Consider the following 15958-nt stretch of genomic DNA (forward strand, 5'->3'; position numbering starts at 1 on the left):
TTTCATTTTCATATTAACTAATAAATATCAATACATGTGCTTTTACAATTGTTTTATTTTATTGACTTGGATAGTGTAAGTTTAGGGCATATACTTTATAACAATTAATTTAAAATTTCTGGGGGTATATAAATGCAGAAAAATATTTATATCATAGGTTCTGGATTGAGTGGTTTAGTAGCAGCTACGGAATTATTAAAAAAAGGATATACGATAACTATGCTAGATCAAGAGCCACGTCAAGCTATAGGTGGTCAGGCTTATTGGTCTTTCGGGGGATTATTTTTAGTGAATTCTAAAATCCAGCGACGTTTAGGTGTGAAGGATTCATATGAACTTGCACTTAATGATTGGTTTGGTACTGCTCAATTTGACAGACTTGAAACTGAAGACTTTTGGTCAAAAAAATGGGCAGAGGCTTATGTGCATTTTGCTACATATGAGAAAGAAGCATATTTAAAATCGATGGGTATAAAGTTAACACCAATGTTGGGTTGGGCAGAACGTGGTGGTTCATTAGCTAACGGTCATGGTAATTCTGTACCTCGTTTTCACATTACATGGGGAACAGGACCAGGGTTAATTAACCCATTTGTTGATTATGTATTGAAAAAGGAAAAAGAAGGTAAATTTAGATTTTTAACTCGTCACCAAGTAACGAATATTGATATACATAATAATCAAATTAAAGGGATTTCGGGTAATATTCTTGAACCAAGTGATGTTAATCGTGGTGAACCATCTTCTCGTAAGATAATAGATACGTTTACTTATGATGTTGATAATTTGGTTATTTCTACTGGTGGTATTGGTGCAAATCAAGATATGATTAAAAAGAACTGGCCAAAGCGTCTAGGTACGCCACCTAACTACATGATACAAGGTGTACCAGATTCGACAGATGGTAAAATGATTGAACTCTCAGAAAGTTTGGGGGTTAATATTGTTAATAAAGATCGTATGTGGCATTATACGGAAGGCATTCATAATCATTCTTCAATCTGGACGAAACATGGTATTCGTATTATTCCTGGACCTTCTTCGATATGGCTAGATGCGAAAGGTAATCGCATGTCTGCACCTGATTTCCCTGGTTTTGACACTTTACACTCATTAGAAACTATAACAAAAACGGGATATGACTATTCTTGGTTTGTACTATCTGAAGATATGATTAAAAAAGAGTTCGCCTTATCAGGTTCTGAGCAAAACCCTGATATAACAAATAAAGATGTGAAACTTTTAATAAAAGAGCGTTTGAAAAGCAATGTTACTGGTCCTGTAAAAGCTTTTTTAGAAAAAGGTGATGATTTTGTTACGGCAGATAATTTGGAATCATTGGTTGCAAAAATGAATCAATTAACAAATGAAGATTTATTAGATTATCAACATATTAAAGCACAAATAAAAAGTAGAGACTTACAGATAAATAATAAATTTACGAAAGATCCACAAGTTGCTTTTATTCATAATGCACGTAAGTTTTTAGGAGATAAATTTATTAGAACTGCAAAACCACATAAATTACTAAGTAATAATAAATTAATTGCTGTTAAACTTCATTTAATTAGTCGAAAAACATTAGGGGGTATTCAAACCAACCTAGATGGACAAGCATTTAACCAAGATAATCAATTAATTGAAGGGCTATACGCTGCTGGAGAAGCATCAGGTTTTGGTGGTGGTGGTGTACATGGATATCGATCTTTAGAAGGTACTTTTTTAGGTGGTTGTATATTTAGTGGTATTCGTGTTGCACATGGTATAAGTAAAAAATGAAATAATGGAGGAACATATATGTCTAATAACTCTGAGTTAAAAGAAATTAAAAAAAGCGTAATTTTAAATGAAAGTAAAGATAAAGTCTGGGATGCTATTGCAACATCTGAAGGTATTGCTGGTTGGTGGATGCCAAATGACTTTGTAGCAGAAGAAGGGAAAGATTTCACATTACAAGCTGGTAATTTTGGTGATTCTCCATGTAAAGTAACTAAAATTGAACCAAAAAGTATAGTTAGCTTTGATTGGGGGAAAGATTGGAATCTTACCTTCAAATTGAAAGAAATTGATCAGCACACAACTGAATTTACATTGATTCATTCTGGATGGAATGAAAATAAAAAAACAGAATTTGGGCAACCTCATTCTGTAGTACAAAGTATTATGGACGATGGTTGGGAAGAAATAGTTCAAAAGCACTTAGTAAATTATGTGTCGGCATATTAGTATTACTATTATATACAGTACTTAAGAGTATTTAAATTGGATGGTGTAAAAATTAAATCGATCATAAATATAGAGGCGAGGATATCATCTAATATCCTTGCCTCTATATTTATTATTTAAATGCTAGTTAATTCAACATCTAATTTTATGAGTAATAATAATGTCCCTTTAGTTATCTTTTGAACGTTATTAGATTCTTAACTTGTAATGAATTTTTTTGAAAATAGCCCATTAAATGTATACACCCTATGTGTAATAAGGAATGACACTAATATCAAAAATTCAGAAATCAGTAATATTATTTTGAAAATATTACAACTTTTTATTTAGTATACACAAATCGATTACAAGTATTTATTTTCATTTAAGCACGTGATAGATTGAGTTCTATAGTTTAAGAAAAGGAAGGTTTATTAAAATGAAAAAAATACTAACAACTTCAATAGCGACTATTGGAATTCTAACTATGAGTATTGCTCAACAAGATGCACAAGCTGAAGAACAAAATATTGTATCTACGCAAAATACTCACAACTATACGGGAATTGAAAATGATGTTTATTATACAATAGATAGTAAAGGGAATTATCATCACACATTAGATGGCAATTGGAATCAATCTATGTTTGATCATAAAGAATATAAATCGTATGAAGTAGATCAAAATGGTGTTACGCATTATTACTATTTTGAAAAAGGTGATAATGATTATTCACCATCTCAATCAATTAAGGATAAAGGTTATCAAGTAAATAATGGAGAAAAGAATCAAATATCTGAAACAAATAAAGAAACGATAGCAAATGATAATCAAACAGCTAAGCATAATGAAACAGGAAGTAATGGACATGTAGCGACTTCTAATGAAACAAATGATAATCAAGAAACAGCTCAATATAACAATACGGCTTCTAAAGAACAATCTACTCATAACAACGATGCAACAAGCACTAAGGAAGCCAAAGGTAATGCAGAAGCTTCATCAAATTGGCTTACTAAAAATAAAAAGTTACAAGAATATGGTCAATATCACGGCGGAGGTGCACATTACGGTGTAGATTATGCTATGGAAGAAAATACCCCTGTATACGCTTTAGCAGATGGAACTGTGATTCAAAGTGGCTGGAGTAACTACGGTGGTGGTAACCAAGTAACAATAAAAGAGAAAAATAGTGATTATTATCAATGGTACATGCATATGAATAAATTAAATGTAAATAAAGGTGACGAAGTGAAAGCAGGTCAACAAATTGGACAATCAGGTAATACTGGTAATTCAACGGCACCACATTTACATTTCCAACGTATGCAAGGTGGCGTAGGTAATGAATATTCAGTTAATCCAGATTCTTATATCAACAACAATCAATAATTTTATAAGAAAAAATCACGTCTTATTATAGGCGTGATTTTTTATTTGAACTTAAGAAGTAGATATGTTTAAATGTAATTATTATAGTTACATTTAAAAAGGAGATGATTCATTGAATTTAGAATTTAATATCGCGGTTCACGTATTAACTTTCTTAAGTAAACATTCATCTGAAAGGTTTAGTAGTGTCGAATTGTCATCAAAAGTTTGTGTTAATCCTGTGCAATTAAGAAGAGTTATGAGCAAATTATTAGAAGAAGGTTACATTACTACACAAAAAGGCAAATATGGAGGGTATCGTATAAATGGTAATGTGTTAGATACGCCATTATCCAATTTATTTAAATTATTCACTTCTAGTCAATCGTTTGGCAGAATTTATACAGGTACAAAAGAAAGTGACTGTAAAATCTCAAATGAAATGAGTCGAGTAATGTCAAACTATCATCGAAAAGAATTTGAAATAATTGAAAAATATTATCAAAATATTTCTATTGGAGATATATTAAACGATATATTAATGGAGGGTTATAATGAAAAAGTATGATTTATTAATTTTAGGGTTTGGTAAAGGTGGAAAAACACTAGCAAAAACAGCTTCAGCTCAAGGGAAACAAGTAGCAGTTGTTGAACAATCCAAAAAAATGTATGGTGGTACATGTATCAATATCGGCTGTATTCCATCTAAAACATTAGTGCACGAAGGATTAGAAAGTGGATCGTTCAATCAAGCATTTGAGCGTAAAGAAGAAGTCGTAACGGCCCTTAATAAAAAGAATTATCATAACTTAGCAGACGATGGAAATATAACAGTATTAGATTACAAGGCTAGCTTTAAATCCAATACGGAAGTAGACTTATTAAATGAACAAGGCAAAGTTGTAGATACTTTAACAGCAGATGACATTGTGATAAATACTGGTGCAACACCTGTTATTCCTGATATCAAAGGCATTAAAGAATCTAAACATTTATATGATTCTACAGGAATAATGAATTTAAGCGAACAACCTAAACGGTTAGTTATTGTTGGCGGAGGATATATTTCTTTAGAATTCGCATCTATGTTTTCGAACTTTGGTACACAAGTGACTGTATTAGAAGCGAATGATAAATTAATGGCAAGAGAAGATGAAGAAATCGTTTCACATGCGATTAAAGATTTAGAAGATAAAGGTGTAAAATTCGAGTTAGGTGCTCAAACTTCAGAATTTGAAGATAAAGATGGATATACAATCGCTAAAACGAATAAAGGTGATTTTGAAGCAGAAGCGGTATTACTCGCAATTGGTAGAAAGCCAAATACTGACTTAAATTTAGAAAACACTGATATTAAACTAGGTGAACGTGGCGAAATAGAAGTCAATAATCAGTTGGAAACAGCTGTAAAACATATCTATGCAATAGGTGATGTTAAAGGTGGCATGCAATTCACTTACATTTCTTTAGATGACTTTAGAATTGTTAAAGACAAATTATTCGGTTTAGGTGCACGCACAACAGAAAATAGAGGTGCAGTACCTTATACGGTATTTATAGACCCTCCATTATCTCGTGTAGGATTGACTGCTAAAGAAGCAAAAGAACAAGGGTATGAAATTAAAGAAGGTAAACTACCAGTAAGTAATATACCTCGTCACAAAATTAATAATGATCCTAGAGGTCTGTTTAAAGTTGTGATAGACGCAACAACAAATAAAATACTGGGCGCTACTTTATATGGTTTACAATCCGAGGAAATCATTAATTTAGTAAAACTGGCAATTGACCAAAATATTGACTATACAGTTTTACGTGACAATATATATACACACCCTACTATGATAGAATCATTTAATGATTTATTTAATATCTAAATATATTTTATATATAGTTTGGGTGTAATACCTACTATATTTCTAATGGTATAAGGTTTTCGAATTCAATTGTTGTTGGATTATCAAAAAAATTTGCATAGAGGATACTTTAACTGATAATGTAGATGCTATTATGAATTTATGTAGAAAGCATTATTATATAAGATATGAAAAACTTTTATCAAAGTAAGAAGGATTATATATAGAAAATAAAACAGAACTAAGTGAACAATATATATAGATTACTAATGACTTTAAAGAATTGTTAAGTAGTTTCTAGATAAAGTAGTATATAATGAAATATTTTAAACAAAAATCGCCCGATCCTGTAGCTCACTACTACAAATCGGGCGATTATTTTTTATAGAATTATAAATGAATCTTTTCTGTTGAGTAAAAATATAACTCTTTTTTGGGGTGTACAAATATCGAAATGATAATGAGTACGCCTATTTTACCAACTATCATTAGCAAAATGAGTATAACTTTAGACATAGAGTTTAAATCAGCGGTTATGCCAGTTGAAAGTCCAACCGTCGCAAAAGCTGAAATCGTTTCAAATAATACCTTTGTTGTATCAAGTTTTGGATTTTGAATTAAAATACTCAATGTTGAGATAAAAATCAAAGAACTTGATAAAAAACATACAGTTATTGCTTTATTTATTTGTTCCGTCATAATACTTTTCTTAAATATATGTGGATGTGTCTGACCTTTTAATAAAGAGTATAAATATACGATAATGATAGCAAAGGTCGTAACTTTTATACCACCACCGGTACTCATAGGTGCGGCACCAATAAACATTAATAAATCAAATATAAATAGAGTAGAGTCGTGTAATTGACCTATGTCAACGGTATTGAATCCAGCAGTTCTAGTTGATATCGATTGGAAAACGGATTTAAAGATTTGAACAATCCAATTATCGTTTTTTAATACATTATTTGCTTCTAATAACCAAAATGAAAGTGATCCAATCATGATTAATATAGCTGTAGTAGTTAATACGATTTTTGAATGTAGACTTAATTTACTCAAGCGGTTAGCTTTCCACAAATCTAATAAAACAATATAACCTATACCGCCAATTACAATTAATAATGGAACAATGACGTTAACAATTAAGTTATCACTGTAACTCATCAGACTATCTGAAAATAAAGAAAAACCAGCGTTATTGAATGATGATACAGAAGTAAATATACTGATGAATCCACCTCTAACAATACCGTGATCTGGAATGAAAACAATGGATAAAAAAATAGCACCCAAAATCTCGATAATAAAGCTGAATAATACAAGACGTATAGTTATATTTAGTAATCCTGAATCATTATCAAGACTCCACGTATACTTTAATAGTTCTCTATTTTTGTACGAAATGTTTTTTCTAGTGAAAATCATTATAAAGATCATTAAAGTAACAATTCCTAAACCACCAATTTGAATCAATAGAAGTATTACCAAATATCCTAATTCATTGAACTGGTTAGGTATATCAACAGTTGAAAGCCCTGTTACTGTAAATGCACTTGTAGCGATAAAAAAAGCATCAACAAAATCAATAGGTTTTCGTCCAGTAACTGGCAAGTAGAGTAATATCGAACCTATGATTGTAGTCGTTAAAAATAGTGTCAAATAAATCATAGTAACTTTGAATATAGTATTCATTTTTTTATCACCTGCATTATAAGATATAAAGATAATAGTCCTATTAATAAAAAATAGCAATAAATTTATAAATGAATAGAAAATATTATCCAGCATATCAGGTGATTCTCTAGAGGAGAAAATGATTTAATATACCAGTCCTTATGCATTTAAGTTAAAAAATTTTAGTTAGTTTTTCTCATTGAATAATTTAATTTTTTCTCCAATTTCATCTCTTACACGTTGGAATTCTGACCATTCTTTTCCTGCTGGATCATCAAAGCCCCAGTGTTCTTTTATGACATTTGTTGGTAATGTAGGACAATTATTATCTGCATCACTACATAACGTTATGACTAAATTAGATTGTTCTAGAATATCTCTATCAATCAAGTCGGAGGTATGGTTTGAAATATCAATCCCTACTTCATTCATAGCTTCAATTGCTTTAGGATTCACACCATGTGTTTCAATACCAGCAGAATAGACATTCCAATCTTCACCCAATATTTCTTTTCCCCAACCTTCAGCCATTTGGCTACGACAAGAATTTCCTGTACATATAAAATAAATTGTTTTCTTAGGCATAATTAAAACCTCTTTTCTTAAAATATGATTAGAGTAAGATATAAACCTAATAGGGTTACAAAAAGGACTGGAATAGTAATGATAATTCCAGTTTTAAAGTATGTTCCCCAAGAAATTTTTACTCCTTTTTGTGTTAAAACATGAAGCCACAATAATGTAGCTAACGAACCAATTGGCGTAATTTTAGGGCCTAAATCAGAACCTATAACATTCGCATAAACCATGCCTTCTTTTAATATGCCTGTTGTACTGGATTGCCCAATTGCGATTGCATCTATTAAAACAGTAGGCATATTATTCATAATGGAAGATAAAAATGCTGATATAAAGCCCATGCCCATAACACTACTGAATAATCCAAGACTTGAAATATTGGATAATACATCAGCTAAAATAGTTGTGATTCCTACATTTTTCAATCCAAATACAACTAAGTACATACCAATGGAGAACAAAACAATATTCCACGGCGCGCCTTTAATGACTTGTTTTGTATGAACTGCTTTAGATTTATGAGCTAACAGAACAAAGATAAAAGCGATGATACCGGCAATAATTGATACAGGAATTTGGATAAACTCACTAACAAGATATCCAACGAGTAGTACGGCTAATACTACCCATGAAATCTTAAATAATTTAGGATCTTTAATTGCACTTTTATGATCTGATAGATTTTCTGTATCGAACGTTTTAGGTATGGATGTTCTGAAATATACCCATAAGACGAGAATACTAGCAATTAGAGAGAATATATTAGGTATAATCATTCGACTAAAATATTCAATAAATCCAATATTAAAGTAATCTGCTGAAACAATATTAACTAAATTACTTACAATTAAAGGTAGTGATGTCGTATCAGCGATGAAACCACTGGCAATTATAAAAGGAAAAATCACTTTTTTATTAAATCCTAGATTCCTTACCATCGCTAATACAATAGGCGTTAAGATTAAAGCAGCCCCATCATTTGCGAAAAATGCTGCTACAACTGACCCTAATAACATAATAAAAACAAACATTTTTAATCCGTTACCATTTGACGCTTTGACCATATGTATTGCGGACCATTCAAAAAATCCAATTTCATCTAATATTAATGAAATAAGAATAACAGCTACAAAGGTTAAAGTAGCATTCCAAACAATGCCTGTTACTTCTATTACATCTGAAAAACTTACGACTCCTGTAATGATCGCAACGACAGCTCCAATTAAAGCTGTAATACCAATATCTAAACCTTTTGGTTGCCAAATTACAAAGGTTAAAGTTAAAAGAAAAATAGCAATTGCTAATATTGTCATCAGCACTCACCTTGTTTCATATATTTACATACACATCGTTCGTTAGATGTCGTAATAAGATTTAAGTTGTGATTTACATCATCCAAAATTTCTTGATTAAGTCGATACATATGTTTATTACCTTCTTTTCGTGAAAGAACTAATTGCTTATCGACTAATGACTTCATATGATGACTTAGGGTAGGTTGTGAAAATTGAAAATGTTCAAGTAAGTCACAAGCACATAGTTCACCACATGAAAGTAAATCTATTATTTCTAACCTGCTTGGATCAGATAAAACTTTTAATATAGTAGATAGTTCTTGATAAGACATAACCATACCTCCCTTTCGCTATATAGATTAACATCTATATAGATGATTGTCTATATTATTTATTCCGTGGATCTATAGTATTGGAGAATGAGAAAAATGCAGTCTGACTATCTGTTAAGTGGAGTGGCATCATTCGCTCTACACTCAACCCAAAAACCGCCCGATTCTGTAGTTCACTACTACAAATCGGGCGATTATTTTTTATACGTAATTTAATTATTCCATTAAGTAACTGTCTTCGGCGCGTTTGATTGTTTTCTTTTTCCATGGGTCGAGGATTGGTTTAACGATAAATCCTATTGTGAATATGACAACGCCGAATAATACAAGACAAATGAGATTATATATGAGTATTTCTGGTACGACGCCTCCGACCGCTTCTCTTAAAGCATCTACGGCATAAGTAAATGGTAAATACGGATGTATGGCTTGGAAGAATTTTGGTGTGACTTGTATTGGGAATGTTCCGCCTCCACCTGCTATTTGTAGTACCATAATGACAATTGCTAATGCTTTACCTACGTTACCGAATAGGGACACTAATGTATAAACTATGCTTATAAATACGATTGAAACGAGTACGGATAATAATATAAATAATAATCTATTATCAATCGCTGCGCCTAAAATAAACATATCTCCTAGTGACACGATAATGGACTGTATGACACCTATTATGATGAATATAAAGCTCTTTCCAACGAATGTTTGTCTTAATGAATATTTCTGTTTAATTTCTGGATTTTTAATATCTGTTGTTAATAAGTTAGATAATAGTAAAGCGCCTACCCAAATTGCTAAAGATGTATAGAATGGTGTACTTGCTGTTCCATAGTTTGGCACACTGAATAATGATTCTTCTTTTAATTCTATTGGATGTGCGATAATATCAGCTTGTTTCTTTAAATCATTTTTCAATAATTTAATCAATTCGTGAACTGTATCATCTTTATCTATTTCTCTAACTTTCTTCGCTGCTTTCTTAATATCTTCTTCAATACCTGGTAAATCATTTCGTGCAAATTCTGCTAAGTCATGAATTTCTTTTTGTGCTTCTGGTAAGTTGTCATCTATTAATTGAACAGCACGGTCGTATTTATCAATCATTGTTGGTAAATCGTTATTTGAGAACTGTGCGAGCTTTTTAACTTCTGATTGAACATTTGGTAGTTCATTTTCAACGTAATAAGCACCTTTACCAACTTGTTCTTTAAATTTAGGGAAGTTTGTTTGCGCAACTTCATTAACGTTATTAAATTTTCTTTCAAGTTCAGGTAATTCATTATTAATGCTGACTAATAAATCATGACCATTTTGTAAGGAACTTTTCCCAGTTTGAATTACATTATCTATCATGTTCATGGAACTTCTAATCGTCGAGATATCATCTATACCTTTAGTTAACGCTTGATCGATTTGGTTAACGCCTTCCATTAAAGTCGTCTTAAAATCACTGCTCGTATATTTCAATAAATTGTCTAGAGATACGAGATTAGAATCTATTAATTTATCTAATGCTAATACTTCTTCTTTGCCAGATTTGCCATTATTTAAAGCATTAATCAGATTGCTTTGGCCATTTATAACACTTTGCAAATCTTTGTTAGCTGATTCAAATTGTGAAATGGCAGATGAAGTATCGATACCTTCAGATTTCTGAAGTTCATTTAAAATATCAATCATTGAATTATTAAAAGCGACACCTTGTTGTAATCGTGATTGATTGTTTTTCACAGTGTCTGCAAGTTGTTTACTATCTTGACTCATTAAGATACTTTGATTGATAGCCTGCATGCTTTCTAAATCTTTTTTGTTCATAGTTGCTTGTTCGTTACTGTAGTCTGCGAGTGCTGTTAAAGATTCACTCAGTGCAGATTTCATTTCATTTAATTCTTGATCAGTTAATACGTTTTTAGAAGCTTGGTCATTCTCTTCTTTATGAGTGTCTTCTTCGTAAGCTTGTTGCGTTGTTACGATATCATTATCTTTCTCTTGTTCTTCAGTATCTTCTTTAGAAGCATCATCTGATTGTTCTTTATCACTTTCTTGTTCTTCAGCATTTTGGTCAGTCTGATTGTCTGCTTTGTTTTCTTCTTCTGACGACTGTTGAGGTTCTTCCGTACTTTGTTCAGGTTTTGCTTTGTTATCCTTAGTGTCTTTCTTTTCTTTATCTTGATCAGCTTTCAGTTTTTCGTTCGCTTTTTCAGTTTTTTCCTGAGCTTTTTTAGCATCTGCTTCATACTGATCTAATTTACGATTTAATTCAGGTAAGTATTGCTCTGCTTTATTGATAGCTGCTAATGCTTTTTCAGTTGCTTCAATACCTTGAGGCACGCCTTTATTGATTTTAGGAAATTGTTGTTGTACTTTATTCGCTTTTGCTAAAGCACTTTCGATTTCAGGCATTTTGGCATTAAGCTTCGTAATTAATTGAGCAGCTTGATTAATGTCACCCATTTTACTGTTTACTTCATTAATTTTTGTTACGCCTTCATTAATGTCGCCTTTGTAATTTCCTAGCGCTTCGAATTCATCTTTATACTTCGTAATGTCATCTTGATGTTCATCAATTTCAATGACTTTCTCTTTGAATTCTTCTATTTTTGGAAGATTATCTTCAGCGGTATAAACAGCATTTTTAATTTTGCTTAAAGTAGGTAATTCATTTTCAAGATCTAAACCGACTTGGTTCGCTTCTTTTAATAATGCTTGCGTTGCATTCTCGCCAAACTCTTTATTTAAAGAATCTACAATGGATGATGCACCAGCGTTTGTCATTTTAGGTGCAATCGCATTTAATTTCTCATTTACTTTGTAATCAATAACGGCTTTCTTTGGTTTCTTATGATAGATACTTGTGACTTCATCAGAAAAAGTCTTATGTAAATATATAGAGGCATAATAATCACCTTTTTCAACACCATCGTCAGCCTTCTTACGATTCACAAATTCCCATCCAAACTTATCGTTCTTCTTCAATTGTTCAACTAATTGGTCACCAACATTAATATCTTTACCTTCAACCTTAGCACCCTTATCTTCATTCACAACCGCAATTTTAATACCTTGCGTATTGTTGTAAGGATCCCACGTAGAACTTAAATTAAACCACGCATAGAATGAGGGCAAAATAGAAAGACCTAATAATAATATAATCACAAACGGCACACGTCTGATATTTTTAATATCTTCAATAAAAATTTCAAATGGTTTCTTCAAAATCATAACTCCTTATCCATTAGTACATGACATGTACTATAAATATCAATACCGCTATCATAACCCATGTTCAAAATCAATTCAATCCTATTTTGTTATATCAGTATATTTATAAAGCCTAATATATGACTAAAATAGCGTGTTATAGATATATCAGTATATTAAAATAGAAAATATTTCTATTTTTGGATATCAATAAAAAAGCCACTTTCAAAGACTATATGTGTAATGTTCGCTTTAAAAGTGGCTTTTTGCAATTGTTGGGTTATGATTATTTATTAGCAATTGAAGGATTTATTTAATAAAATATTTATTAAGTTCTTATTTTTAATAAGCGCAAAGAGTTTAATATAACCAATATAGCAGCTCCTGTATCACTTAACACTGCTAACCATAGTGTTAGTAATCCTGGAAACACTAATATAAAAGCAATTAATTTTATAAGTATTGAGAAATATATATTTTGCTTAATGATATTTTTAGTTTTCTTACTTATAGAAATTGTACGTGTTAATTGATTGATATCATCTGACATAAGTACGACATCAGCTGTTTCCATTGCTGTATCTGAACCAATGCCGCCCATTGCAATGCCTACATCACTTTGTGCTAAAGCTGGTGCATCATTGATACCATCACCAATCATACCGACGCGATACCCTTTATTTTGTAAACCTTTAATAGCAGATAATTTATCTCCAGGCATTAATTCAGCATACACTTCTTTAATACCTACAAGTTGTGCGATTTTATGAGCTGTTCCTTTGTTATCTCCTGTAAGCATTACAGTATTTTTAATATGTGTACCATTTATTTGTTGTAATGTTTTGTTGATATTTGAACGTAATGAATCTGCTACTGTTATTAAACCATAAATGATATGGGAGGATGCAACAATTATAACAGTATATCCTTCTTGCTCATATGTGTTTATTTCGTCTTTATAATTTTCAATTTGTTTGTTGATAGAAGTAATTAATTTTAAGTTTCCGGCATAAACGTCACTTTCATTTATTTTGCCTTTAATACCTTGGCCAACTATATTTTTAAAATTCGTTATATAAGATGCTTTAGCATTAAACTGAGTAGCATAATCTACGATTGCATTGCTGATAGGGTGGGTTGAGTATGATTCTAAACTCATCACAATATTTAATAATGTTTCTTCACCAGAATCGATGCTTTTAATTGTATCCACTTTTGGCTGACCTTCAGTCAAAGTACCTGTTTTGTCAAAAGCTAAAGCAGATAAAGTACCTAAAGCTTCTAAATGATTACCACCCTTAATAAGCACGCCAATTTTTGCAGCACTTCCGATTGCGGTAACGATGGCTACAGGTGTTGAAATAACGAGTGCACAAGGACATGCAATAACAAGTAACTCTAGTCCTTTATAGAACCATTCGCCCCATGTACCTAAAGAGAATATAGGTGGTATGATCATGACTAATAATGCTAATACAAAGACAATAGGTGTGTAAACTTCAGAGAATCGATCAATAAAAGCTTGTGTCGGTGCTTTATTCTCTTGAGCTTCTTCAACCATATGGATGATTGTAGATATTGTTGTGTCTTCTATTAATTTTGATACTCGGATGTTTAAAGTGCCATTTTCATTGATGGAACCTGCAAATACGTCATCGTTGATCGTTTTATCAATAGGTATCGATTCACCTGTAATAGGTGCTTGATTTAAACTTGAGTAACCTTCAGTAATCGTTCCATCTAATGGCACACGTTCACCCGGTTTAACAAGCAATATTTCTCCTACACGAATATTTTTTAAGTCTTTTGAAATTAAACTATTTTCTGCAATTACAGTTGCTGTTGATGGCGTAATATTCATTAATGATTGTATAGAATGACGTGTCTTGTCTATTGAAATAGTTTGTAATAAAGTTCCAATCGTAAATAGCAAGACCACAATTGCACCTTCAAAATATTCACCAATTAATATAGCGCCAATGACAGCTACAGACATTAACACATTCATATCTAAGCTTTTAGATTTAATGGCGTAATATGCACTTTTCATTGGTTTTATGCCACTAACCACAATAGCTAAAATATACATTAGATTAGAAATCCAAATTGGCAAATTTGTTTCAGTAAGAACTAAACCAATACAGAGAAATATAGCTGATAAAATAGGCTTTTTAAATAATTTCCATTTGGTATCACTACTTTTATCATTTGAACTTAAAATTGCGATATAACCGATTTTAGAAACTTCTTTTTCTATATTTTTTACTTGATTTCCTTCAAAATAAACTTGCATTTTTCCAGTAGAAAAATTGACTTGTGCATCATTCACATAGGATAAACTATTCAAATGTTTTTCAATGCTTTTAGCACAACTCCCACAATCCATCCCTTCTACTGAGAAAGTTGTATACTTTCGATTATGATTTGTTTCTATACCATAGCCTAATTTTTTTACTGTTTGCGTTACTTGATTGATATTATTTTGAGATGTTAATTCAACTGTTAGATTCCCCGTAGAAAAATTAACTTTAGACTTTGTCACATTATCTAAAAGACTTAATGCTTTTTCAATTGTTATAGCACAAGAATTGCAGTCCATTCCACTCACTTTAAAATTATAATTAGAAGCCGAGGTGGCAACTTCATCTTCTTCCTCAGTTATTTTATGATTTGTGATATTCGAATTGTTCTCAGTTGAATGACTAGAAACTTCATGAGTTGTACAACAACTATTATTTGATGGTGTTGCTTTAATTTCATTGCTACAGCAATTATTTTCTTGTACTTTATTACTGGTACAACAATTATTATTTGTTTCTTGATTACTACAACATTGCTTGCTCATATATGTTACCTTCTTTCTTTAAATAGTATGGTGTTGGCAACAAGCTATATCTTCTTCAGTATCTTTTACTACAGAATCAATTAGTTTAAGCAATGTTAAAATCTGATTGTTCTTTATTTGATAATAAACATATTTACCATCTTGTCTTGAAATGACCAAGCCACATCCTTTAAGACAGGATAAATGTTGAGAAATACTAGATTGGCTAATTTGTGATTTTTCAACAATTTCATTAACAGTCATTTCTTTTAATTTAAGCAACTCTAATATCGTTAATCTTGTTTTATTAGATAGTCCATGTATAAAATGTGCTTTTAATTGTATGTCGTTCATTTAAATCACCTCATATTATCTATAGTTAATATGTTTTCATATTAGTATTTTCTAATATGTATGTCAATATATCACTTACATTAAAAAAAGATATAAGTATGTAAGTGGTCGGAGGAAAGATGAATATGTTATTTTTTTAATTTGGTTTTATATGATGAAAAATAGAGGGGGGAGAAGAGGTTACTAAATTAACATGAATAAGCAATTATAAATTTTATAGAATAATAAAAGTAATAAAAATAATGGAAGAATAAATTGAA

General features: G+C 31.1%; 12 protein-coding genes. 5 read left to right on the forward strand and 7 right to left on the reverse strand.

The features are described from left to right. Window positions 1-132 precede the first annotated feature (132 nt). The 5 genes from LQ694_RS03290 to merA all read left to right on the forward strand — a co-directional run bounded on the left by LQ694_RS03290 (window position 133) and on the right by merA (window position 5454). Entirely contained in the window at window positions 133-1779 is a 1647-nt protein-coding gene (locus LQ694_RS03290) for an FAD-binding dehydrogenase (protein WP_196968666.1), read from the forward strand. An 18-nt stretch (window positions 1780-1797) separates the two neighbouring features. After that, window positions 1798-2226 carry an SRPBCC family protein gene (locus tag LQ694_RS03295; RefSeq protein ID WP_002511810.1) on the forward strand — a complete coding sequence of 143 codons (429 nt, stop codon included), beginning with the start codon at window positions 1798-1800 and terminating at the stop codon, window positions 2224-2226. A 418-nt stretch (window positions 2227-2644) separates the two neighbouring features. Continuing rightward, a complete protein-coding gene (locus LQ694_RS03300) occupies window positions 2645-3598 on the forward strand; it encodes a M23 family metallopeptidase (RefSeq protein ID WP_218697023.1) in 954 nt (317 codons plus the stop codon). Between the two features lie 112 nt (window positions 3599-3710). Then, on the forward strand, window positions 3711-4145 hold the full coding sequence (gene hypR, locus LQ694_RS03305; protein WP_196968663.1) for a redox-sensitive transcriptional regulator HypR: 435 nt from the start codon (window positions 3711-3713) through the stop codon (window positions 4143-4145). After that, window positions 4132-5454, forward strand: a complete 1323-nt coding sequence (merA, locus tag LQ694_RS03310) for a hypothiocyanous acid reductase MerA (protein WP_196968662.1) — start codon at window positions 4132-4134, stop codon at window positions 5452-5454. Before hypR ends, merA begins: the two co-directional genes overlap by 14 nt. Before the next feature lie 369 nt (window positions 5455-5823). On the opposite strand, the gene LQ694_RS03315 is transcribed toward merA, so the two are convergent. The 7 genes from LQ694_RS03315 to LQ694_RS03345 form a co-directional block, all read right to left on the reverse strand. Next, complete coding sequence (locus tag LQ694_RS03315) at window positions 5824-7128, reverse strand: TrkH family potassium uptake protein (RefSeq protein ID WP_096791501.1); 1305 nt, start codon at window positions 7126-7128, stop codon at window positions 5824-5826. A 168-nt stretch (window positions 7129-7296) separates the two neighbouring features. Then, the gene (gene arsC / locus LQ694_RS03320) at window positions 7297-7695 is read right to left on the reverse strand and encodes an arsenate reductase (thioredoxin) (RefSeq protein WP_048540336.1); all 399 of its coding nucleotides are present in this window, start codon (window positions 7693-7695) and stop codon (window positions 7297-7299) included. 17 nt (window positions 7696-7712) lie between these two features. Beyond that, a complete protein-coding gene (arsB, locus tag LQ694_RS03325) occupies window positions 7713-9002 on the reverse strand; it encodes an arsenite efflux transporter membrane subunit ArsB (RefSeq protein WP_218697025.1) in 1290 nt (429 codons plus the stop codon). Beyond that, window positions 9002-9316, reverse strand: a complete 315-nt coding sequence (locus tag LQ694_RS03330; RefSeq protein WP_196968661.1) for an ArsR/SmtB family transcription factor — start codon at window positions 9314-9316, stop codon at window positions 9002-9004. Before LQ694_RS03330 ends, arsB begins: the two co-directional genes overlap by 1 nt. Window positions 9317-9532: 216 nt before the next feature. Next, window positions 9533-12535, reverse strand: a complete 3003-nt coding sequence (locus LQ694_RS03335) for a YhgE/Pip domain-containing protein (protein ID WP_218697026.1) — start codon at window positions 12533-12535, stop codon at window positions 9533-9535. Between the two features lie 313 nt (window positions 12536-12848). Beyond that, window positions 12849-15365, reverse strand: a complete 2517-nt coding sequence (locus LQ694_RS03340) for a heavy metal translocating P-type ATPase (RefSeq protein ID WP_231493009.1) — start codon at window positions 15363-15365, stop codon at window positions 12849-12851. An 18-nt stretch (window positions 15366-15383) separates the two neighbouring features. Beyond that, window positions 15384-15698, reverse strand: a complete 315-nt coding sequence (locus LQ694_RS03345) for an ArsR/SmtB family transcription factor (RefSeq protein ID WP_070369332.1) — start codon at window positions 15696-15698, stop codon at window positions 15384-15386. Between the last annotated feature and the right edge of the window lie 260 nt (window positions 15699-15958).

This window comes from Mammaliicoccus sp. P-M58, from assembly GCF_022386165.1.
Taxonomy (GTDB): Bacteria; Bacillota; Bacilli; order Staphylococcales; family Staphylococcaceae; genus Mammaliicoccus; species Mammaliicoccus sciuri.